Here is a 21,785-nt window from a genome sequence, read left to right as displayed (position 1 = left end):
CCATCGTCCGCTGCCGTGTGTCGTGCATAGCGGCGGACTGTGGGCACAATTGGTTTCGGCGTCGGACAGCGTGCAACGGATGGGGAGGCAGGGACGACGGTGGCGGAACGGAGCACGGCTGCCGTCGACGTGGCAGACAACAGCGGCGAGCAGCCGCTGACCGCGAAGGCGGACCAGTCCACGGCCGACGGGGTGGCCAAGAACCCGAAGCGGGACACGGACGGTGACGAGGCGCAGGGGACCGATGTGGAGGGTTCCCGCAAGCCCGCCTCGCCGCCCGAACTGCACAGCGGTCACAAGCTCGCCAGACGCTACCGGCTGGAGGAATGCGTCACCCGTCTGGACGGATTCAGCAGCTGGCGTGCCGTCGACGAGAAACTCCGACGCGCCGTCGGCGTCCACATCCTGCCGGCGGACCACGCACGGGCCCGTTCGGTGCTCGCCGCCGCCCGGTCCTCCGCGCTGCTCGGCGACCCGCGCTTCGTCCAGGTCCTCGACGCCGTCGAGGAGAACGACCTCGTCTACGTCGTCCACGAATGGCTGCCCGACGCCACCGAGCTGACCACGCTGCTCACGGCCGGCCCGCTGGAGCCGCACGACGCGTACCAGATGGTCAGTCAGGTGGCCTCCGCGATGGCCGCCGCGCACCGTGAGGGCCTCGCCCATCTGCGGCTGAACCCCAACGCCGTGCTGCGCACCTCGACCGGTCAGTGGCGCATCCGCGGCCTCGCGGTGAACGCCGCGCTGCGCGGCATCAGCTCCGACACCCCGCAGCGCACCGACACCGAGGCGATCGGTGCCCTGCTGTACGCGGCGCTGACCCAGCGCTGGCCCTACGAGAACGACGCCTACGGCCTGTCGGGCCTCCCCAAGGACATCGGCCTCATCGCACCCGACCAGGTGCGGGCCGGGATCCACCGCGGCCTGTCCGAGCTTGCCATGCGGGCGCTCGCCAACGACGGGGCCACCGCGTCCCGGCACGAGGCGGCCTGCACCACGCCGGAGGAGCTGGTGAAGGCGATCGGCGAGATGCCCCGCATCCGCCCGCCGGAGCCGACGTTCACCGCGCCGCCCGAGTACCAGCGCACCACCTACCAGCAGGGCACCTACGGCCGCCCGGCGGCGCACCCCGGTGTCGCCCAGCCGATCGCGCCCCCGCCGCCCCCGCTGCAGAGCCGCACCGGCAAGGCGCTGAAGTGGGCGGTCTCCGCCCTCCTCATCGCCGCTCTCGGCCTGGGCAGCTGGCAGTTGGCGGACGCCCTGATGGACCAGGGCGGCAAGTCGAACGACACGAACAAGAGCCGGACCACGGACGGCGGCGGCAAGTCCGACGCGACGACTCCCGGCCGCCTCATCCCCGTCCAGGGCGCCCGTGACTTCGACCCGTTCAGCGAGGACCACTCCGAGAAGCCCAACGACGTCGGGAAGGTCTTCGACAGCAGTCCGTCCACGTACTGGCAGACGGACTTCTACCTGAGCCCGGAGTTCGGCAACCTGAAGCCCGGCGTCGGGGTCATCCTCGACCTGGGCAAGGTCCAGCAGGTCGGAAAGGTGACCGTCACCTTCCTCGGGCAGACCTCGGTCGAGCTCCGTTCCGCGAGCGCGGACGCGGGGTCGGAACCGACATCCTTCGACGCCTACACCAAGGTGGCCGACGGCTCGGGCACGACAGTGGTGCTCAAGCCCGGCAAGACCCTCAACACGAGATATCTCCTGGTGTGGCTGACCAAGCTGCCCGCGGACGGTGAAGGCCACTGGCGGGGCCGGGTGGCGGACGTCAAGGTGACGAGCTGAGTCCTCCCTCGGGAAGGGTGTCCGCGATCGAGGAAGTCTCGTGATCGCTTCCTGACGGCTCGGCTCGTACGTACTACCCTCAAGGGCCAGGTGGGAGGGAGGGGAACCCGTTGCGCGAGCCGACAGGCGGATCCGTGAGCGACCAGGAGTTGCTCGCCCGCCATGTGCAGGGCGACCCCGACGCCTTCGGAGAGATCGTGCGGCGGCACCGGGACCGGCTCTGGGCGGTCGCACTGCGCACGCTGGGGGACCGCGAGGAGGCCGCCGACGCGGTGCAGGACGCCCTGGTGTCGGCCTACCGTGCCGCCCACACCTTCCGGGGCCAGTCGGCGGTGACGACCTGGCTGCACCGGATCACGGTGAACGCCTGTCTCGACCGCATCCGCAAGGCGGCCTCGCGCAAGACCGCTCCGGTGGACGACACCGAGCGGCTGGAGCAGTTGCTGGAGCCGCACGAGTCCGCGTCCGCGCCGGCCGAGCGCAATGATCTGCACCGCGAGCTCATCGAGGCGCTGGGCACCCTGGCGCCGGAGCAGCGGGCCGCGCTGGTCCTCGTGGACATGCAGGGCTACCCGGTCGCCGAGGCGGCCCGGATCCTCGATGTGCCGACGGGCACGGTGAAGAGCCGGTGCGCCCGGGGCAGAGCCCGGCTGCTGCCGCTGCTCACGCATCTGCGCCCCGACCGCGGCGGCTCGGAAGAAGGCCGTGGCGGAGAAGAAAACAGTCCTGACCGGAACCGGGTGCAAGGGACATCCGTCCCATCCGCGACGGAGGCTTCCGAAGCGAGCCTCCGGGACGCCGGACCGACCGATTCAGCCGTAGTGAAGGGCGGAGGTGGGCGAGCGTGACATCGACGACGGACACGGCCGGGCACCCGGACGTCACCGAGATCTCCGACCTCGCCGAGGGCCTTCTCCCTCCTGAACGCGGCACCGCCGTGCGGCACCACCTGGGCGCCTGCGAGCTGTGCGCGGACGTCTACGCCTCGCTGGAGGAGATCCAGGGGCTGCTGGGGTCCGCACAGGCCCCGGAGCCCATGCCGGTCGACGTGGCGCAGCGCATCGACGCCGCCCTGGCCGCGGAGGCACTGCTCAATGCCTCCGGCTCCGGCTCCGGCTCCGGCTCCGGCTCCGGCTCCGGTGAAGATTCCGCGACCGATGTTTCACGTGAAACATCGACTCCCGCCGAGCACGAGCCCGAGCACAAGCACGCAACAGCCGCTCCGGCCGACCGTCCCGCAGGCCGCCCGCAGGCCGCGACCGGACCGGGGCGGAAGAAGAGCGGACGTGGTCGCCGCCGCAGGGCCGTCGCGCTGAGCGGCGTGCTGACCGCTGCCGTCCTGGGAGCCGGCGCGCTGGTGCTCCAGTCGCTCGGCGGCGGTACGTCGTCCACGACGGCCCATGGCAAGCCGAGCGCGTCCGCCGGTGCTTTCTCCGGCGCCAGCGTCCAGAACCAGGTACGGGACCTGCTGAGCGCGAAGAAGAGCCCTCAGCGGGGGAACGGGAACCACGAGCAGCCGCGGTCCGGCGGGGACTCCGAGCGGAACACCCCGCAGACAGGCGAAAGCGCGAACACTCTTCTCCAGCCCCAGGTGGCGGTCCCGGACTGCGTCCGGCTGGCGATCCCCCGGGGCGAGCAGGTCCTGGCCGCGAAGACCGGCATCTACGCGGGGAAGAGCGCCTATCTCGTCGTCCTTCCCGACTTCCAGGACAGCGCACGCGTCACGGCCTATGTGGTCGACGCCGCCTGTGCCGGACAGCGGTCCGCCTCCACCGGCAAGGTGCTGCTGAAGCAGCCCGTCGCCCGTCCCTGAGACGGGATTCCGGTCGGTCGTCCCCCGCACGCGTGTGCCCGAACACAGCGGGAATGCGCGCCCCGTAGGATCCGTTGGGTGGGGTGAGAGTCCCGAAAAGGGGCTTCCACCGGTCGACTGACGCAGACCAGAGACGAGGAATCAAGCCGTGAGCGATGTCCGTAATGTGATCATCATCGGCTCCGGGCCCGCAGGCTACACGTCGGCGCTGTACACCGCCCGCGCTTCGCTGAAGCCCCTGGTGTTCGAGGGTGCCGTCACCGCCGGTGGCGCGCTGATGAACACCACCGAGGTGGAGAACTTCCCGGGCTTCCGTGACGGCATCATGGGCCCCGACCTCATGGACAACATGCGGGCACAGGCCGAACGCTTCGGCGCAGAGCTGATCCCGGACGACATCGTCTCGGTCGACCTCACCGGGGAGATCAAGACCGTCACCGACACCGCGGGCACCGTCCACAAGGCGAAGGCGGTCATCGTCACCACCGGCTCCCAGCACCGCAAGCTCGGCCTCCCGAACGAGGACGCGCTGTCCGGCCGCGGTGTCTCCTGGTGCGCCACCTGTGACGGGTTCTTCTTCAAGGACCAGGACATCGCCGTGATCGGCGGCGGCGACACCGCGATGGAGGAAGCCACCTTCCTGTCGCGCTTCGCCAGGTCCGTGACGATCGTCCACCGCCGGGACACCCTGCGCGCCTCCAAGGCGATGCAGGAGCGCGCCTTCGGCGACCCGAAGATCAAGTTCGTGTGGGACAGCGAGGTCGCCGAGATCCAGGGCGAGCAGAAGCTCTCCGGCCTGAAGCTGCGCAACCTCAAGACCGGCGAGCTGTCCGACCTCCCCGTGACGGGTCTGTTCATCGCGATCGGCCACGACCCGCGCACCGAGCTGTTCAAGGGCCAACTGGACCTCGACGAGGAGGGCTACCTGAAGGTCGACTCCCCGTCCACCCGCACCAATGTGACCGGTGTCTTCGCCGCCGGTGACGTGGTCGACCACACCTACCGGCAGGCGATCACCGCAGCCGGCACCGGCTGTTCCGCCGCCCTGGACGCCGAGCGCTTCCTCGCCGCCCTCGCCGACGAGGACCAGGCCGAGCCCGAGAAGACCGCCGCGGTCTGACGCTCCTCTCGGCTTCCCCTTCCCCCGCCCCACGACCAAGATAAGGAGCCCAGCGTGGCCGCCCTGAAGAACGTGACCGACGCCTCCTTCGACGAGGACGTCCTCAAGAGCGACAAGCCCGTACTGGTGGACTTCTGGGCCGCCTGGTGCGGTCCGTGCCGCCAGATCGCCCCCTCCCTGGAGGCGATCGCCGCCGAGCACGGCGACAAGATCGAGATCGTCAAGCTCAACATCGACGAGAACCCGGCCACGGCCGCCAAGTACGGCGTCATGTCGATCCCGACCCTGAACGTCTACCAGGGCGGCGAGGTCGCCAAGACCATCGTCGGCGCCAAGCCCAAGGCCGCGATCGTCCGCGACCTCCAGGACTTCATCGCCGAGTGATGTTTCACGTGAAACATTGAAGGGGCCGACCTCCCACGGGTCGGCCCCTTCGTTCATGTCCGTTCGCTGCGGCGGACGGACGTCCGTCGCAGCGGATGTCTCTTCCCGGAAGCGCCGGCTACAGCGGCCGCAGCGCCGGCTCCTTCTGGACCGCGCCCAGAAGCCGGTCGATCGCCATCTCGACGTCTTCCTTCCAGGACAGCGTCGAGCGCAGCTCCAGCCGCAGCCGGGGATGCGCCGGATGCTGCCGTACCGTCTTGAAGCCCACGGCCAGGAGATGGTCGGCCGGCAGCAGACAGGCGGGTTCCTTCCAGCGGGCGTCCCCGAAGGCCTCTATGGCCTTGAAGCCCCGGCGCAGCAGATCCTTCGCCACCGTCTGCACCAGCACCCGGCCGAGCCCCTGTCCCTGGTATCCGGGCTTGATGAAGGACGTGATCAGCTGGACGGCATCCGGTGAGACCGGGCTCGTGGGGAAGGCCGCCGAGCGCGGTACGTAGGCGGGCGGGGCGTAGAGCACATAGCCCACCGGGGCGTCGTCGACGTAGACCACACGGCCGCACGAACCCCAGTCGAGCAGAACGGCGGAGATCCAGGACTCCTTCTCCACGGCGGCCGTGCCGCCCTTGACCGCCGCCTCACCGCTGACGGGGTCCAGCTCCCAGAAGACACACGAACGACAGCGTTGGGGAAGGTCCTGAAGGTTGTCCAGTGTGAGCGGCACAAGCCGACGCCCCATGAAGGCTGTTCCTCGCTTCCCTCATCGGCCGCCGCGGCGCGAACGGCCGTCCGAGCACTGCACTCCCTCAGCACTGGCATCGTATCCACGATGCGATTCACTCGATACCGCCGCAAAGCAAAGAGCGGGCCGTGTTCCGGCACACACCGGACACGCCCGCTCGCTGCTCGAACCCAGGGGATCGAGGCATCCAGGGATCAGTCGTCCTGGCCCTCTTCAGCGTCCTCCTGAAGGTCCTTCGGAAGGACCCGTCCCTCGCCCGGGGCGAGGGTGCCCAGAATCCGCTGGAGGTCGTCCATGGAGGCGAACTCGACCGTGATCTTGCCCTTCTTCTGCCCGAGGTCGACCTTCACCCGGGTCTCGAAGCGGTCCGACAGCCGGGTCGCCAGCTCGTTCAGCGCCGGAGAGAGGCGGGAACCGGCGCGCGGGCCCTTGGGACGCTGCGGCTTCTGGGGCCGGGAGCCCATGAGGGTCACGATCTCCTCGACGGCCCGCACCGACAGCCCCTCGGCCACGATGCGATGGGCCAGCCGGTCCTGCTCCTCCGAGTCCGCCACGGACAGCAGCGCCCGTGCGTGCCCGGCGGAGAGCACCCCGGCGGCGACCCTCTTCTGCACCGTCGGCGAAAGCTTCAGCAGCCGCAGGGTGTTGGAGACCTGCGGGCGGGAGCGCCCGATCCGGTCGGCCAGCTGGTCGTGCGTGCAGTTGAAGTCCTTGAGCAGCTGGTCGTAGGCGGCGGCCTCTTCCAGCGGGTTCAGCTGGGCGCGGTGCAGGTTCTCCAGCAGCGCGTCCAGGAGGAGCTTCTCGTCGTCCGTGGCCCGGACGATCGCCGGGATGGCCTCCAGGCCGGCCTCACGGCAGGCGCGCCAGCGGCGCTCGCCCATGATCAGCTCATAGCGGCCGGGGGCCAGCTGCCGCACGACGACCGGCTGGAGGAGGCCGACCTCCTGGATGGAGGTGACCAGCTCGTGCAGGGCATCCTCGTCGAAGACCTCGCGCGGCTGGCGCGGGTTCGGCGTGATCGCGTCGAGGGGGATCTCGGCGAAGTGGGCACCCAGCGGAGGCGCGGGCGTCTCCACGACCGGGCCGGCCGACCGCTCCTCGGACTCCTGGGAGGCAGCGGGCGGCAGCGTGGCCACCTTCGCCGCGGCCACCCCGCGGTCCGCCGTCAGTACCGGCACGCCCGCGGGAGAGGCGGACGCGCCGCCCCCCAACGCGGCCGGGACCGGGTTCTTCTCGACCGGGGCAGCAGGGATCAACGCGCCCAGACCTCGGCCCAACCCCCTCCGTCGCTCACTCACTGGATCCCCTCCACCATGCTCGGGTCGCTCTGGGCGCCGACGTGGGCCTGGCTCGCGTCATAGCTGATGCCAACGCCCCTCAGCGCGATTTCTCGGGCCGCCTCAAGATACGAGAGGGCACCGCTCGATCCAGGATCGTAAGTCAGCACCGTCTGCCCGTAGCTCGGCGCCTCGGAGATACGGACCGAGCGGGGAATGCTCGTCCGCAGCACCTCCTCACCGAAGTGGCTGCGCACCTCTTCCGCGACCTGGGAGGCGAGACGCGTCCGGCCGTCGTACATGGTGAGCAGGATGGTCGATACATGCAGGCCGGGGTTGAGGTGCCCCCGCACCAGATCGACATTGCGCAGCAGCTGCCCCAGCCCCTCCAGCGCGTAGTACTCGCACTGGATCGGGATCAGGACCTCCTGGCCCGCGACGAGCGCGTTGACCGTCAGCAGGCCCAGCGAGGGCGGGCAGTCGATGAGGATGTAGTCCAGCGGCTGCTCATACGCCTGGATCGCGCGCTCAAGCCGGCTTTCGCGCGCCACCAGGGACACCAGCTCGATCTCCGCACCGGCGAGATCGATGGTGGCCGGGGCGCAGAAGAGTCCTTCGACGTCCGGTACGGGCTGGACGACCTCGGCGAGCGGCTTGCTCTCCACCAACACGTCGTAGATCGAGGGAACTTCGGCGTGGTGGTCGATCCCGAGAGCCGTCGATGCGTTGCCCTGCGGGTCCAGGTCGATCACCAGCACCCGGGCACCGTGCAGAGCCAGCGAAGCGGCAAGGTTGACGGTCGTCGTCGTCTTGCCCACGCCACCCTTCTGGTTGGCGACCACCATGACGCGGGTCTGCTCCGGTCGCGGCAGGCCTTCGCCGGCGCGACCGAGCGCCTCCACTGCCAGTTGGGCCGCACGACCGATGGGGGTGTCGTCCATCGGGGGCGGTGTTTCACGTGAAACATCCGCCCCCATCGACTCGGTTCGGGGACCGGGGACCGGATCGGTCATCGGTCCCGCGATGTTGGCGTCGGACCGCAAGGATTCACTCTCCTCGACTTCAGGCTCGCAATGAACAGAGCCTCCCATGCCTTCGGGGTCGTGAACCAGTGAGGCCGGGTCTTCTGTGGAGAAATCCACCTCTGTGGACAACTCCGTGACCCCTGAGGGGGGCGGAGCCGGCCTTGCGGTGGGGCTGGGGCCCCCTCCGAGCGAACCGAGGGGCTTCCGGTCGCGGGGTTCGGCCGCGCGGCCGCGACTGATGATGCCGTGCAACAGTGAGCGACGTTTCACGTGAAACACGATGCACAGCACCGGCGACCCGGCCTTTGCGACACTCCGTCGTGCGTGGGTGGGCAGCTTGTGTGGAGTACGCCCGCCCGGCTCAGCGCCGTCGGCGGGCTCGTCCCGTGCGCGCGGCCTTCGCCCGCTTCGCGGCGAAGCGCACACCGCCAGGACTCTCCCCGACCTCGACCCGGACCACCGTCGACAGCGGATCCACGATGCCCTCCCCCACATGGAGGATGGACGTCTCCACCGCACCGAGCTTGCTCAGGGCGGTGGCCGAGGCCTTCAGCTCCTCCTCGGCGGTGTCGCCCTTGAGGGCGAGCATCTCGCCGTACGGGCGCAGCAGCGGGATCCCCCAGGCGGCCAGGCGGTCCAGCGGGGCCACGGCACGGGCGGTCACCACATGGACCGGCTGAAGCTTGCCCAGGACCTCCTCGGCGCGTCCCCGCACGACGGTGACATGGTCCAGGCCGAGCAGCTCGACGACCTCGGTGAGGAAGTTGGTGCGCCGCAGCAGCGGCTCCAGCAGGGTGATGTTGAGGTCCTCGCGGACCAGGGCCAGCGGGATGCCCGGCAGCCCCGCGCCGGAGCCCACATCGCAGACCGTCACTCCCTCGGGAACGGCCTCCGAGAGCACCGCGCAGTTCAGCAGGTGCCGCTCCCACAGGCGGGGCACTTCCCGCGGGCCGATCAGGCCACGCTGCACGCCCGCCTCCGCGAGCAGCTCCGCGTAGCGCACCGCATCGTCGAAGCGATCACCGAATACTTCGCGCGCCTGCTCGGGCGCGGGGGGAAGCTCCGCTGCCTCCGTCACGGGGACCGTCCTTCCGTACAGCGCCGGCGCTTCACGCACCGACCACCAGAACTACCAGGCTGACAAACTTCGGCCCCGTCTGCTCAACAGACGGGGCCGGTGGAACAAGAGGGGCCGATCAGGCGGGCAGCACGACGACGAACCGCTGCGGTTCCTCGCCCTCGGACTCGCTGCGCAGCCCGGCGGCCTTGACCGCGTCGTGCACGACCTTGCGCTCGAACGGGGTCATGGGCCGCAGCTTCACCGGCTCGCCGGAGCTCTTCACATCAGCGGCGGCCTTGGCGCCCAGCTCGGACAGCTCGGCCCGCTTGTTGGCCCGGTACTCGGCGATGTCCAGCATCAGCCGGCTGCGGTCACCGGTCTCCCGGTGCACGGCCAGACGCGTCAGCTCCTGCAGCGCCTCCAGCACCTCGCCGTCACGGCCGACCAGCTTCTGCAGATCACGGCTTCCGCTGTCGCTGATGATCGACACGGAGGCCCGGTCGGCCTCGACATCCATGTCGATGTCGCCGTCGAGGTCGGCGATGTCCAGCAGACCCTCCAGGTAGTCCGCCGCGATCTCACCCTCCTGCTCCAGGCGGGAGAGGGCGTCTGCACCCTCGGCAGCGGCGGAGGTGGTGCCTTCCGTCACGGGCTGGGCTCCTTCTTACTTCTTGGACGGGGACTTGGGCCGCTGCGAGCCGCCCTTGCGCTGGCCGCTCTGGGCCTTGCTACGGGCGCCCGTGCCGGGCTTCGGGGCCTGCTGGGCAGCGGCGGGCTTGCTGTCCTGCGGCTGGTCGGGCTGGTCGGCCTTCTCCGGCGAGTCGGACGTCTCCAGAGAGGGGGAGTCGCCCGGCTGCTTGGCACTGCCGGACTGGCGCTGGGCCTTGGACTGACGCTTGGGCTGCTGGCGCCGCGGGGTGGCACCCGCGGTGGCGGTCGCGCCGTCCTCGGTCTGCACCTCGGTCTCGGTCGCCACGCTCTTCGCCACGGTGCCGTCCGCCTGGGCGGCGAGGCCGGCCTTGTTCAGCGCGTTGATGAACTTGCGCTCGAACTCGTTGCGCTCGCGGCCCTTGGCGACGATCGCCTTGATGATCGCCTTCTCGCTGCGGCGGCTGACCTTGCCGTGGTGCGTGACGTGCTTGGTCAGGCGCTCCAGGTAGGCGGCCTGGGCCTTGGAACCCGGGGTCGGGTTGTTGCGGATGACGTACATCTGCTGGCCCATGGTCCACACGTTGGTGGTCAGCCAGTAGACGAGGACACCGACCGGGAAGCGGATACCGAAGAAGGCGAACATGATCGGGAAGACGTACATCAGCATCTTCTGCTGCTGCATGAACGGCGTCTTCACCGTGGTGTCGACGTTCTTCGTCATCAGCTGGCGCTGCGTGTAGAACTGCGACGCCGACATCAGGACGATCATGATCGCGGTCACGACGCGGACGTCGGTCAGCGAGGCGCCGAGCTTCTGCACGGTGTCGGCGCCGTCCAGGAACTTCGCGGCCAGCGGGGCCCCGAAGATGTGCGCCTGGCGGGCGCTGGCCAGCTGCTCGGCGTTGATGTAACCGATCTTGGTGCCCGACGCGATGCCGTTGAGCACGTGGTACAGGGCGAAGAAGAACGGCGACTGCGCCAGGATGGGAAGGCACGAGGAGAGCGGGTTGGTGCCCGCCTCCTTGTACAGCTTCATCATCTCTTCGGACTGACGCTGCTTGTCGTTCTTGTAGCGCTCCTGGATCTTCTTCATCTCCGGCTGGAGCGTCTGCATCGCGCGCGTCGCCTTGATCTGCTTCACGAAGAGCGGGATCAGGCAGATGCGGATCAGGACCACCAGGGACACGATGGACAGGCCCCAGGCCCATCCGGTGTTGGGGCCGAAGATGGCGCCGTACACCGCGTGGAACTGGACGATGACCCAGGAGACGGGCCAGGTGATGAAACTGAAGAGGCTGGCAATCGTGTCCACTAATCATGCTCCTTGGGCATGGGACGAGGTCTCTGCGGCCGGGCTCGGGGGAAGATCGGAGACAGGGTTCTCCGGCTTCTCCCCGGTGGCCGGTTCGGCGGCGGAGGGCCCGACCCGGCGTGCGCGCCAGGCGTCGCGCAGCATTTCGTGCCACCGCGGACGCTTGCGCGGCGGGACATGGTCCACACCGCCCAGCGACCACGGATTGCACCGGAGGATGCGCCAGGCGGTGAGTGCCGTGCCCTTGATCGCACCATGCCGGTCGATGGCCGTGTAGCCGTAATGGGAGCACGACGGGTAGTACTTGCACACCGGCCCGAGCAATGGACTGATCGTCCACTGGTACAGCTTGATCAGAGCCAGCAGCGGGTACTTCATCGCGCGCCACCTCCCAGCAGCCGCCGTAGGGCGGCGTCCAGGTCTTGGGCCAGCTGTGCATGGTCGGCGTCGCCCGATCCGGGCAGCGCTCGTACGACTACCAGGCTACCGGGGGGAAAGAGGGCGACTCGCTCACGCATCAGATGACGCAGTCTGCGCTTCACTTTGTTGCGCACGACCGCACCACCCACGGCCTTGCTGACGACGAAACCCGCACGCGTCGGAGGAGCGCTCTCCCCAGGCGCGTGCGGGTCCGTGGCACCGCTACGAAGATGGACGACGAGCGTCGGGCGGCCTGCCCGGCGACCTCGTCGTACCGCGGTCGCGAAGTCCTCGCGCCGCCTCAGCCGGTTCTCGGTGGGCAGCACGATGTCATGACCTGACCGGGATCAGGCGGACAGACGGGCGCGACCCTTGCTACGGCGGGACGCGAGAATCGCGCGGCCGGCACGGGTGCGCATACGCAGCCGGAAGCCGTGGGTCTTCGCGCGACGACGGTTGTTCGGCTGGAAGGTGCGCTTGCTCACTCGGGGGCTCCAGAAAGAATCGGTAGTGGCGGGGTGCCGTCTTGGCTGTCACCGTGCGCCCACGAGTAGCTCGCGTCACGCCCGATTGCACCGCTTACCGATCACCTGACGCGATCTGTGCCCATCGGAGGCAGGCGGCAGCAGCCATCGACAACTCGACCTGGTTACGGTACGCGGGGCTGCGCCATCCGGTCAAACCGAGGGTCGCTGGGGGACACTGTCCACAGGCTGGGGACAACAACTTGAACCCTACCGGCCGCGCTGACTACCGTGGCTGGACTCCGATTCGTTCTTTTGTCCCCCGCCGCGGCGGGTTTGCCCCGCCGACCACCCGAGATTCACCCCGACCCGTCCCCGCGACCACACCTTCGCGGGACCTGTGAGAGAGCGTGCCCTGTGGCTGACGTACCTGCCGATCTTGCCGCAGTGTGGCCACGCGTACTGGAGCAACTCCTCGGAGAGGGCCGCGGGCAGGGTGTCGAGGCGAAGGACGAACACTGGATCCGCCGCTGCCAGCCGCTCGCGCTGGTCGCGGACACCGCCCTGCTCGCCGTACCGAACGAATTCGCGAAGGGCGTGCTGGAGGGCCGTCTCGCGCCGATCGTCAGCGAGACGCTGAGCCGCGAGTGCGGCCGCCCCATCCGCATCGCGATCACCGTCGACGACTCCGCGGGCGAGCCCCCGGCGCCGAGCCCGCAGCAGCCGGCCCCCTCGCGCTACGAGGAGCCCGAGCTGTCCTCCGGTCCGTCGTACGAGGGGTACGGGCGCCACCGCGCGGACCAGCACCCGGGCGGCGAACCGCAGCAGCGCGGCGACCAGCTGCCCACGGCGCGCCCCGCCTACCCCGCCGAGTACCAGCGCCCGGAGCCCGGCGCCTGGCCGCGCGGCGGGCAGGACGACTACGGCTGGCAGCAGCAGCGGCTCGGCTTCCCCGAGCGCGACCCGTACGCCTCGCCCTCCTCCCACTCCCCGGACCCCTACGGCCCGCCGGCCCACGACTACCGCCAGCAGGGCACGGACCGGCCGCCGTACGAGCAGCAGCGCGGCGGGTACGACAACCCGCGCGGGGACTACGAGCAGGCGCGGCCGGACTACGACAAGCCGCGCTCCGAGTACGAGCGGTCCGACTACGACCGCGGGGACTACAAGACCTCACGCGCCGAGTACGACCAGCGCGACCCCGTCCGGCGCGAGCTGCCCGAGCAGCCGGTGGGCGGGCCCGCGCACCGCGGCGGGACCGGCCGGCCGGGCGGCTCCCCGGCGGGGGCGCCCGGACCGTCGGCCGCGCAGCCCGCGCCCGCGAGCGGTCCCGGTGAGCCGACGGCGCGGCTGAACCCGAAGTACCTCTTCGACACGTTCGTCATCGGCGCGTCCAACCGGTTCGCGCACGCGGCCGCGGTGGCGGTCGCGGAGGCGCCGGCGAAGGCGTACAACCCCCTGTTCATCTACGGGGAGTCGGGGCTCGGCAAGACCCATCTGCTGCACGCCATCGGGCACTACGCGCGCAGCCTCTACCCGGGCACGCGGGTGCGGTACGTCAGCTCGGAGGAGTTCACCAACGAGTTCATCAACTCCATCCGCGACGGCAAGGGCGACAGCTTCCGCAAGCGGTACCGCGAGATGGACATCCTGCTCGTCGACGACATCCAGTTCCTCGCGGACAAGGAGTCGACGCAGGAGGAGTTCTTCCACACCTTCAACACGCTCCACAACGCCAACAAGCAGATCGTGCTGTCCAGCGACCGGCCGCCCAAGCAGCTGGTCACGCTGGAGGACCGGCTGCGCAACCGCTTCGAGTGGGGCCTGATCACCGACGTGCAGCCCCCGGAGCTGGAGACGCGGATCGCGATCCTGCGCAAGAAGGCGGTGCAGGAGCAGCTCAACGCGCCGCCGGAGGTGCTGGAGTTCATCGCGTCCCGGATCTCGCGGAACATCCGTGAGCTGGAGGGCGCGCTGATCCGGGTGACGGCGTTCGCCTCGCTCAACCGGCAACCGGTGGATCTGGGGCTCACCGAGATCGTGCTCAAGGACCTGATCCCGGGCGGTGAGGACTCCGCGCCCGAGATCACGGCCACGGCGATCATGGCGTCGACCGCGGACTACTTCGGGCTGACGGTCGAGGACCTGTGCGGGACGTCGCGGGGACGGGCGCTGGTGACCGCGCGGCAGATCGCGATGTATCTGTGCCGGGAGCTGACGGATCTGTCGCTGCCGAAGATCGGGGCGCAGTTCGGGGGGCGGGACCATACGACGGTCATGCACGCCGATCGGAAGATCAGGGCGTTGATGGCGGAGCGGCGGTCGATCTACAACCAGGTGACGGAGCTGACGAACCGGATCAAGAACGGTTAGCCGCCGCTGGACGCGGCGGGTGTGAGGGCGTCTTCGAGGCACAGGGCCTCGGGGGCGCCCTTTCGTGTGCGCGGCGTCCTGGGGAGTGCTCGGTGCCGTGGTCGGCCGGGGGCGGGAACGCTCACCGGAGCCGGCCGGGTGGCCGCCGGCGCCCACCCGTGCCGCCCCGGCGGCACGACTGCCCGCGGTGAGGACGACCACCGGTGTTCGATTTCCCGTCGGGTTACGGCCGCGCTCCACAGATTCGGGGACTTTCTTTCTTCCACACGGTGGGGATGGTGAAGTTGTCCCGAGGTATGTCCACAGGGTGACTCGGCTGATGACGTCCGTGCAGCTCAAGGGGCTGTGGAATCGTGGATGAAGAAGATCCACAGGCTGTGGACGACGGAGCGGTCCACAGGCTGTGCATGAAGTTGTCCACCGGCAACCCACAGGTTGGGGGCCGTTGTCCCCAGTGTGGCGCGGCTTCTCCACATGGCTGTCCACTGTTCGGCAACGCGGCGCACCCTCTCACCGCGTCGAGTGAAAGGCGTCACACCAAGGTGCCGGGTTGGGGTGTGGGAAACCTGGGTATTCCTGGGGACGCAGCTGGGGAGAACTGCCCTCAGCCTGTGGGCGAGGTGTGCAGAACTTTCTGTTCTCCACAGAGAGCCCGGGTTGTCCACCGCCTCCACCCACAGGCCCGGTGGACAAAAAACACGAGCTGAGCTGGGCAAACGTGGTTATCCACGGTATCCACAGGCCCTACTACTACTCCCGACTAGAGAGAGCTCGGCAATCGCTTTGAAGCGGGGGCTGTGCACAACTCGCCGTCTTGAGCCCGACTGCCGCTCGGACCGACTTGACCCCGACGGGCACCTACTGCCAGTGCGGTGCGTCAGACTGGTCCCCGGTGTCCTTCCCTTCGCAGTGGGCGGTGACACCGAGTCGGAGGACTCAGAAGCAACAGCAGGAGGCGGCTTACGGTGAAGATCCGGGTGGAACGCGACGTACTGGCGGAGGCAGTGGCCTGGGCGGCACGCAGCCTCCCTGCCCGTCCGCCGGCGCCTGTGCTCGCCGGCCTGCTGCTGAAGGCCGAGGACGGCCAGCTGAGCCTGTCGAGCTTCGACTACGAGGTCTCGGCACGGGTGAGCGTCGAGGCCGAGGTCGAGGAGGAGGGCACCGTCCTCGTTTCCGGCCGGCTGCTCGCCGACATCTCGCGGGCGCTGCCCAACCGGCCGGTGGAGATTTCCACAGACGGTGTACGGGCGACCGTGGTCTGTGGATCGTCCCGGTTCACGCTGCACACCCTCCCGGTGGAGGAGTACCCGGCCCTGCCGCAGATGCCGAACGCGACCGGCACCGTGCCCGGCGAGGTCTTCGCCGCCGCCGTGTCCCAGGTGGCCATCGCCGCGGGCCGCGACGACACGCTGCCCGTGCTCACCGGTGTGCGCATCGAGATCGAGGGCGACACGGTGACGCTGGCGTCCACCGACCGCTACCGGTTCGCGGTGCGCGAGTTCCTGTGGAAGCCGGAGAACCCGGAGGCCTCCGCGGTCGCCCTGGTGCCCGCGAAGACGCTGCTGGACACCGCGAAGTCGCTGGGGGCCGGGGACAGCGTGACGCTGGCCCTGTCGGGCTCCGGCGCGGGCGAGGGGCTCATCGGTTTCGAGGGCGCGGGCCGGCGTACGACCACGCGTCTGCTGGAAGGCGACCTGCCGAAGTACCGGACGCTGTTCCCGACGGAGTTCAACTCGATCGCGGTGATCGAGACGGCGCCGTTCGTGGAGGCCGTGAAGCGTGTGGCCCTGGTGGCCGAGCGCAACACCCCGGTGCGGCTGAGCTTCGAGCAGGGTGTGCTGATCCTTGAGGCCGGGTCCAGCGACGACGCACAGGCTGTGGAGCGGGTCGACGCACAGCTGGAGGGCGACGACATCTCGATCGCCTTCAACCCCACGTTCCTGCTCGACGGTCTCAGCGCGATCGACTCCCCGGTGGCGCAGCTGTCGTTCACGACGTCCACGAAGCCGGCGCTGCTCAGCGGCAAGCCGGCGCTGGACGCGGAGGCCGACGAGGCCTACAAGTACCTGATCATGCCGGTCCGGCTCAGCGGCTGACGTCGTCCACAGCTGTGCACGGTGCCGGGCGTCTCCCCGGACGCCCGGCACCGTGACCGGTCGGCGCCGAATGAGCGCCAGAGCCCACAACTGTGCGTGAAAGGGGCCGTTTAGGCTCGGGGCGGCACTCTCGTGCCCCAGACGCCAGCAGCGACCCTTAAGGAACACAACTGATGGAGCTCGGTCTCGTCGGCCTCGGCAAAATGGGTGGCAACATGCGCGAGCGGATCCGCCGCGCGGGCCACACCGTCGTCGGATACGACCGCAACCCCGATGTCGCGGATGTCCACAGCCTGGAAGAGCTTGTGGGCAAGCTCAGCGCCCCGCGCGTGGTGTGGGTGATGGTCCCGGCTGGCGAGCCCACCCAGTCGACCGTCGACCAGCTCGCCGAGCTGCTGGAGCCGGGCGACGTGGTCGTGGACGGCGGCAACTCCCGCTGGACGGACGACGAGAAGCACGCCCGGGAGCTGGCCGCCAAGGGCATAGGCTTCGTGGACTGCGGCGTCTCCGGCGGCGTCTGGGGCCTGGAGAACGGGTACGCGCTGATGTACGGCGGCGACGCCGAGCACGTCGCCCGGGTGCAGCCGGTCTTCGACGCGCTCAAGCCGGAGGGCGACTTCGGCTCGGTGCACGCCGGCAAGGTCGGCGCCGGCCATTTCGCGAAGATGGTCCACAACGGCATCGAGTACGCCATGATGCAGGCCTACGCCGAGGGCTGGGAGCTGCTGGAGAAGGTCGACTCCGTCACGGACGTCCGTGAGGTCTTCCGCTCCTGGCAGGAGGGCACCGTCATCCGCTCCTGGCTGCTCGACCTCGCGGTGAACGCCCTGGACGAGGACGAGCACCTGGACGACCTGCGCGGTTACGCACAGGACTCCGGTGAGGGACGCTGGACGGTGGAGGCCGCGATCGACAACGCGGTGCCGCTGCCGGCGATCACCGCGTCGCTGTTCGCGCGGTTCGCCTCCCGCCAGGAGGACTCGCCACAGATGAAGATGATCGCCGCGCTGCGCAACCAGTTCGGCGGCCACGCCGTAGAGAAGAAGTAGTCCACAGGGTCGCCCCGCGATCCACAGCCCGCCCGAGCGGAAGGAGGTCGGCACAAAGACCATGCACGTCACGCATCTCTCGCTGGCCGACTTCCGCTCGTACGTCCGGGCCGAGGTCCCGTTGGACCCGGGCGTCACGGCGTTCGTCGGGCCGAACGGGCAGGGCAAGACCAACCTGGTCGAGGCGGTCGGCTACCTGGCCACCCTCGGCAGCCACCGCGTCGCCTCCGACGCGCCGCTGGTGCGGATGGGCGCCGAGCGCGCCGTCGTCCGGGCCCAGGTCCGCCAGGGCGACCGGCAGCAGCTGATCGAGCTGGAGCTGAACCCCGGCCGCGCCAACCGCGCCCGCATCAACCGGTCCTCGCAGGTCAGACCGCGGGACGTGCTGGGCATCGTACGGACCGTGCTGTTCGCGCCCGAGGACCTCGCCCTGGTGAAGGGGGACCCCGGGGAGCGGCGGCGGTTCCTGGACGAGCTGATCACCGCGCGGTCGCCGCGGATGGCGGGCGTGCGCTCCGACTACGAGCGGGTGCTCAAGCAGCGCAACACGCTCCTGAAGACCGCGGCCCTCGCGCGCCGGCACGGGGGGCGGAAGGGGGCACCTCCCGGGCGAGCGGATTCGAGCCCGGGGGCGGACCTGTCCACCCTCGACGTGTGGGACCAGCACCTCGCGCGCGCCGGTGCCGAGCTGCTCGCCCGGCGGCTCGATCTGATCGCCGCGCTGCGGCCGCTGGCCGACAAGGCGTACGAGCAGCTGGCGCCCGGCGGCGGCCCCCTCGCGCTGGAGTACAAGCCGTCCGCGCCCGGCGAGGCCCACACCCGCGAGGACCTGTACGCCCAGCTGCTGGCCGCCCTGGCCGAGGCGCGCAAGCAGGAGATCGAGCGGGGCGTCACCCTCGTGGGCCCCCACCGGGACGATCTGGTCCTGAAACTGGGCCAGTTGCCCGCCAAGGGGTACGCCTCGCACGGCGAGTCCTGGTCGTACGCCCTCGCCCTGCGCCTGGCCTCGTACGAGCTGCTGCGTACCGAGGGGAACGAGCCGGTCCTCGTCCTGGACGACGTCTTCGCCGAGCTGGACGCGCGCCGCCGCGAGCGGCTGGCCGAGCTGGTCGCGCCCGGCGAGCAGGTGCTGGTCACCGCCGCCGTGGACGACGACGTCCCGCAGGTGCTCAGCGGGACGCGGTACGCCGTCTCCGGCGGGACGGTGGAGCGCGTATGAGCGACGAGGCGCGTCCGCCGAAGAAGAACGCCGAGCCCTCCGGCGTGGACCTCGCGCGCGTGGCGTTGCGCGCGGCGAAGGAGCAGGCCCGCGCGCGCGGCGACGCGGCCCGGCAGAAGAAGCAGGCCCGGCGGGGCGGCGGTCTGCGGTCCGGGGCGCGGGCCGACGGCCGCGACCCGATGGCGCTCGGCTCGGCGATCAACCGGCTGATCACCGAGCGCGGCTGGGAGACCCCGGCCGCCGTGGGCGGGGTGATGGGCCGCTGGCCGCAGATCGTCGGCGAGGACCTGGCCAAGCACTGTGTGCCGCAGCGGTACGACGAGGACGAGCGGGTGCTCGTCGTCGCCTGCGACTCCACGGCCTGGGCGACCCAGCTGCGGCTGCTCGCGCCGGCGCTGGTCGCCCGGCTCAACGAGGACCTGGGCCATGGCACGGTCCGGCTGATCAAGGTGCTCGGCCCCGGCGGCCCGGCCCGCCGTTACGGCCCCCTGCGGGCCCCGGGGAGCACGGGCCCCGGCGACACCTACGGGTGACGTACCTCACGTCGTACGGCCTGCCAAGCACCCCCTGTACTGCGGTTTCGCCCTTCCCGCGGCCCTTCGCGCGCGGGTGCGGGACGCGTACCGACCCTGGAGTAGCCAAGGGTTGACGCCCCGAAGCTCTGAGTGCCGCTGTGAAGCTCTTGGAGCCCCCTTCCGTATATCGGGACCCGGCCGAGACCGGTTCAGGGCGGCACATGGGGACTCAGGTACCGGCAAACCCCCATCGATGTCAGCGCTACCGGTAGACTGGAAGCCAATCCCGCCCCAATGTGGGGACCGCCCGGGAAAAGCTGAGCAACGCTGATCAAGGCTTACCAACGCAACATGCCGCAGCCGCTCCGGCAACCTGCCGACGAGCCCGGCTCGTGCTGTGCCAGAAAGGGCGCTTCGTGGCCGATTCCGGCAACCCCAACGAGAACATCCCGTCCACCGACGCAGGCGTGCACGCCGAGGCCCCGGCCTCGCCGGCCTCGTACGACGCCAGCGCCATCACCGTGCTCGAAGGGCTGGACGCGGTCCGCAAGCGGCCCGGCATGTACATCGGCTCCACGGGCGAGCGCGGACTGCACCACCTGGTGTACGAGGTCGTCGACAACTCGGTCGACGAGGCGCTGGCGGGCTACGCCGACACCATCGACGTGACGATCCTCGCCGACGGCGGCGTCCGCGTCGTCGACAACGGCCGAGGCATCCCGGTCGGCATCGTGCCCTCCGAGGGCAAGCCGGCCCTTGAGGTCGTGCTGACCGTGCTGCACGCGGGCGGCAAGTTCGGCGGTGGCGGCTACGCCGTCTCCGGCGGTCTGCACGGCGTCGGCGTGTCCGTCGTCAACGCCCTGTCCGGCAAGGTCTCCGTCGAGGTCAAGACCGACGGCCACCGGTGGACGCAGGAATACAAGATGGGCGTCCCGACCGCCCCGCTGGCCCAGCACGAGGCCACCGACGAGACGGGCACGGCGGTCACCTTCTGGGCCGACCCGGAGATCTTCGAGACCACCGAGTACTCCTTCGAGACGCTGTCCCGGCGCTTCCAGGAGATGGCCTTCCTCAACAAGGGCCTGAACATCAGGCTCACCGACGAGCGGGAGTCGGCGAAGGCCACCAGCGGCGCGGACGAGGCGGGCGCGGACGAGAAGGCCGAGGTCAAGTCGGTCACGTACCACTACGAGGGCGGCATCGTCGACTTCGTGAAGTACCTCAACTCCCGCAAGGGGGAGGTGGTGCACCCGACCATCATCGACCTGGAGGCGGAGGACAAGGACAAGAGCCTGTCCCTTGAGGTCGCGATGCAGTGGAACAGCGGCTACAGCGAGGGTGTCTACTCGTTCGCCAACATCATCCACACCCACGAGGGCGGCACCCACGAGGAGGGCTTCCGCGCCGCGCTGACGTCGCTGATCAACAAGTACGCGCGCGACAAGAAGCTGCTCCGGGAGAAGGACGACAACCTCACCGGTGACGACATCCGCGAGGGTCTGACCGCGATCATCTCGGTCAAGCTCAGCGAGCCGCAGTTCGAGGGCCAGACCAAGACCAAGCTGGGCAACACGGAGGCCAAGACCTTCGTCCAGAAGGCGGTCTACGAGCACCTGAACGACTGGCTGGACCGCAACCCGAACGAGGCCGCGGACATCATCCGCAAGGGCATCCAGGCCGCCACCGCGCGCGTCGCCGCCCGCAAGGCCCGCGACCTCACCCGGCGCAAGGGCCTGCTGGAGTCGGCGTCGCTGCCGGGCAAGCTGTCCGACTGCCAGTCGAACGACCCGACCAAGTGCGAGATCTTCATCGTCGAGGGTGACTCCGCCGGCGGCTCGGCCAAGTCCGGCCGCAACCCGCAGTACCAGGCGATCCTCCCGATCCGCGGCAAGATCCTGAACGTGGAGAAGGCCCGGATCGACAAGATCCTGCAGAACCAGGAGATCCAGGCGCTGATCTCCGCCTTCGGCACGGGTGTGCACGAGGACTTCGACATCGAGAAGCTCCGCTATCACAAGATCATCCTGATGGCGGACGCCGACGTCGACGGCCAGCACATCAACACGCTGCTGCTGACCTTCCTGTTCCGCTTCATGCGGCCGCTGGTCGAGGCCGGCCACGTGTACCTGTCCCGCCCGCCGCTGTACAAGATCAAGTGGGGTCGGGACGACAGCGAGTACGCGTACTCGGACCGCGAGCGCGACGCGCTGATCGAGATGGGCCGCCAGCGCGGCAAGCGCATCCGCGAGGACTCGATCCAGCGCTTCAAGGGTCTCGGTGAGATGAACGCCGAGGAGCTGCGCGTGACCACCATGGACCAGGAGCACCGCGTCCTCGGCCAGGTCACCCTGGACGACGCCGCCCAGGCCGACGACCTGTTCTCGGTGCTGATGGGCGAGGACGTCGAGGCGCGCCGCCAGTTCATCCAGCGCAATGCCAAGGACGTCCGCTTCCTCGACATCTGAGTCGGTCTC

The 21,785-nt window shown here is 69.7% G+C and carries 20 protein-coding genes; 11 read left to right on the top strand and 9 right to left on the bottom strand.

The genetic code is table 11. The features are described from left to right. Positions 1–99 precede the first annotated feature (99 nt). The 5 genes from ACWDD7_RS01665 (at position 100) to trxA (ending at position 5,111) form a co-directional block, all read left to right on the top strand. Positions 100–1,794 (top strand): protein kinase family protein, encoded by a 1,695-nt coding sequence (locus ACWDD7_RS01665; protein ID WP_450455651.1) that lies wholly within the window; start codon positions 100–102, stop codon positions 1,792–1,794. A 134-nt stretch (positions 1,795–1,928) separates the two neighbouring features. Then, a complete protein-coding gene (sigM, locus tag ACWDD7_RS01660) occupies positions 1,929–2,642 on the top strand; it encodes an RNA polymerase sigma factor SigM (protein ID WP_450455649.1) in 714 nt (237 codons plus the stop codon). Beyond that, positions 2,639–3,607 (top strand): anti-sigma factor family protein, encoded by a 969-nt coding sequence (locus ACWDD7_RS01655; RefSeq protein ID WP_450455648.1) that lies wholly within the window; start codon positions 2,639–2,641, stop codon positions 3,605–3,607. The genes sigM and ACWDD7_RS01655 overlap by 4 nt, the downstream gene beginning before the upstream one ends. A 148-nt stretch (positions 3,608–3,755) precedes the next feature. Beyond that, positions 3,756–4,727, top strand: coding sequence for a thioredoxin-disulfide reductase (trxB, locus tag ACWDD7_RS01650; protein WP_351870401.1), 972 nt, complete (start codon positions 3,756–3,758; stop codon positions 4,725–4,727). Between the two features lie 54 nt (positions 4,728–4,781). Next, positions 4,782–5,111, top strand: coding sequence for a thioredoxin (gene trxA, locus ACWDD7_RS01645; protein WP_351870404.1), 330 nt, complete (start codon positions 4,782–4,784; stop codon positions 5,109–5,111). A 118-nt stretch (positions 5,112–5,229) separates the two neighbouring features. Here the strand turns inward: trxA and ACWDD7_RS01640 are convergent, their stop codons facing one another. The 9 genes from ACWDD7_RS01640 to rpmH form a co-directional block, all read right to left on the bottom strand. After that, a complete protein-coding gene (locus ACWDD7_RS01640; protein ID WP_351870407.1) occupies positions 5,230–5,847 on the bottom strand; it encodes a GNAT family N-acetyltransferase in 618 nt (205 codons plus the stop codon). A 197-nt stretch (positions 5,848–6,044) separates the two neighbouring features. Continuing rightward, the gene (locus ACWDD7_RS01635) at positions 6,045–7,148 is read right to left on the bottom strand and encodes a ParB/RepB/Spo0J family partition protein (protein ID WP_450455646.1); all 1,104 of its coding nucleotides are present in this window, start codon (positions 7,146–7,148) and stop codon (positions 6,045–6,047) included. After that, on the bottom strand, positions 7,145–8,218 hold the full coding sequence (locus ACWDD7_RS01630) for a ParA family protein (RefSeq protein ID WP_285557085.1): 1,074 nt from the start codon (positions 8,216–8,218) through the stop codon (positions 7,145–7,147). Before ACWDD7_RS01630 ends, ACWDD7_RS01635 begins: the two co-directional genes overlap by 4 nt. A 295-nt stretch (positions 8,219–8,513) precedes the next feature. Next, positions 8,514–9,230 (bottom strand): 16S rRNA (guanine(527)-N(7))-methyltransferase RsmG, encoded by a 717-nt coding sequence (gene rsmG / locus ACWDD7_RS01625; protein ID WP_351870412.1) that lies wholly within the window; start codon positions 9,228–9,230, stop codon positions 8,514–8,516. A 118-nt stretch (positions 9,231–9,348) separates the two neighbouring features. Further along, positions 9,349–9,861: a Jag family protein gene (locus tag ACWDD7_RS01620; RefSeq protein ID WP_351870416.1), complete on the bottom strand. Its 513-nt coding sequence runs from the start codon at positions 9,859–9,861 to the stop codon at positions 9,349–9,351. Positions 9,862–9,876: 15 nt separating this feature from the next. Next, a complete protein-coding gene (gene yidC, locus ACWDD7_RS01615) occupies positions 9,877–11,175 on the bottom strand; it encodes a membrane protein insertase YidC (protein ID WP_450455644.1) in 1,299 nt (432 codons plus the stop codon). A 3-nt stretch (positions 11,176–11,178) separates the two neighbouring features. Further along, complete coding sequence (yidD, locus tag ACWDD7_RS01610; RefSeq protein ID WP_351870422.1) at positions 11,179–11,553, bottom strand: membrane protein insertion efficiency factor YidD; 375 nt, start codon at positions 11,551–11,553, stop codon at positions 11,179–11,181. Then, complete coding sequence (gene rnpA, locus ACWDD7_RS01605) at positions 11,550–11,921, bottom strand: ribonuclease P protein component (protein WP_351870425.1); 372 nt, start codon at positions 11,919–11,921, stop codon at positions 11,550–11,552. Before rnpA ends, yidD begins: the two co-directional genes overlap by 4 nt. 21 nt (positions 11,922–11,942) lie before the next feature. Beyond that, positions 11,943–12,080, bottom strand: a complete 138-nt coding sequence (rpmH, locus tag ACWDD7_RS01600) for a 50S ribosomal protein L34 (protein WP_003956500.1) — start codon at positions 12,078–12,080, stop codon at positions 11,943–11,945. Positions 12,081–12,476: 396 nt separating this feature from the next. Here rpmH and dnaA point away from each other — a divergent pair, with 396 nt between their 5' ends. The 6 genes from dnaA (at position 12,477) to gyrB (ending at position 21,776) form a co-directional block, all read left to right on the top strand. Beyond that, positions 12,477–14,432, top strand: a complete 1,956-nt coding sequence (gene dnaA / locus ACWDD7_RS01595) for a chromosomal replication initiator protein DnaA (protein ID WP_450455641.1) — start codon at positions 12,477–12,479, stop codon at positions 14,430–14,432. A gap of 965 nt (positions 14,433–15,397) precedes the next feature. Then, a complete protein-coding gene (dnaN, locus tag ACWDD7_RS01590) occupies positions 15,398–16,528 on the top strand; it encodes a DNA polymerase III subunit beta (protein WP_351870431.1) in 1,131 nt (376 codons plus the stop codon). 173 nt (positions 16,529–16,701) lie between these two features. Beyond that, entirely contained in the window at positions 16,702–17,577 is an 876-nt protein-coding gene (gene gnd, locus ACWDD7_RS01585) for a phosphogluconate dehydrogenase (NAD(+)-dependent, decarboxylating) (RefSeq protein WP_285556599.1), read from the top strand. A 61-nt stretch (positions 17,578–17,638) separates the two neighbouring features. Continuing rightward, a complete protein-coding gene (recF, locus tag ACWDD7_RS01580; RefSeq protein ID WP_450455640.1) occupies positions 17,639–18,796 on the top strand; it encodes a DNA replication/repair protein RecF in 1,158 nt (385 codons plus the stop codon). After that, the gene (locus ACWDD7_RS01575; RefSeq protein ID WP_351870436.1) at positions 18,793–19,329 is read left to right on the top strand and encodes a DUF721 domain-containing protein; all 537 of its coding nucleotides are present in this window, start codon (positions 18,793–18,795) and stop codon (positions 19,327–19,329) included. The genes recF and ACWDD7_RS01575 overlap by 4 nt, the downstream gene beginning before the upstream one ends. 374 nt (positions 19,330–19,703) lie before the next feature. Continuing rightward, positions 19,704–21,776, top strand: a complete 2,073-nt coding sequence (gyrB, locus tag ACWDD7_RS01570; RefSeq protein WP_351870439.1) for a DNA topoisomerase (ATP-hydrolyzing) subunit B — start codon at positions 19,704–19,706, stop codon at positions 21,774–21,776. The last annotated feature ends 9 nt before the right edge of the window (positions 21,777–21,785 follow it).

It is taken from the genome of Streptomyces sp. NPDC001056, assembly GCF_053598955.1.
This window is presented reverse-complemented; position numbering and strand designations above follow the sequence as displayed.

Bases quoted from the DNA above. Each gene is read 5' to 3' on its own strand.
- ACWDD7_RS01640 (WP_351870407.1), bottom strand. From the start codon at position 5,847: ATGGGGCGTCGGCTTGTGCCGCTCACACTGGACAACCTTCAGGACCTT.
- yidD (WP_351870422.1), bottom strand. From the start codon at position 11,553: ATGAAGTACCCGCTGCTGGCTCTGATCAAGCTGTACCAGTGGACGATC.
- gnd (WP_285556599.1), top strand. From the start codon at position 16,702: ATGGAGCTCGGTCTCGTCGGCCTCGGCAAAATGGGTGGCAACATGCGC.
- recF (WP_450455640.1), top strand. From the start codon at position 17,639: ATGCACGTCACGCATCTCTCGCTGGCCGACTTCCGCTCGTACGTCCGG.
- ACWDD7_RS01575 (WP_351870436.1), top strand. From the start codon at position 18,793: ATGAGCGACGAGGCGCGTCCGCCGAAGAAGAACGCCGAGCCCTCCGGC.
- ACWDD7_RS01630 (WP_285557085.1), bottom strand. From the start codon at position 8,218: ATGGGAGGCTCTGTTCATTGCGAGCCTGAAGTCGAGGAGAGTGAATCC.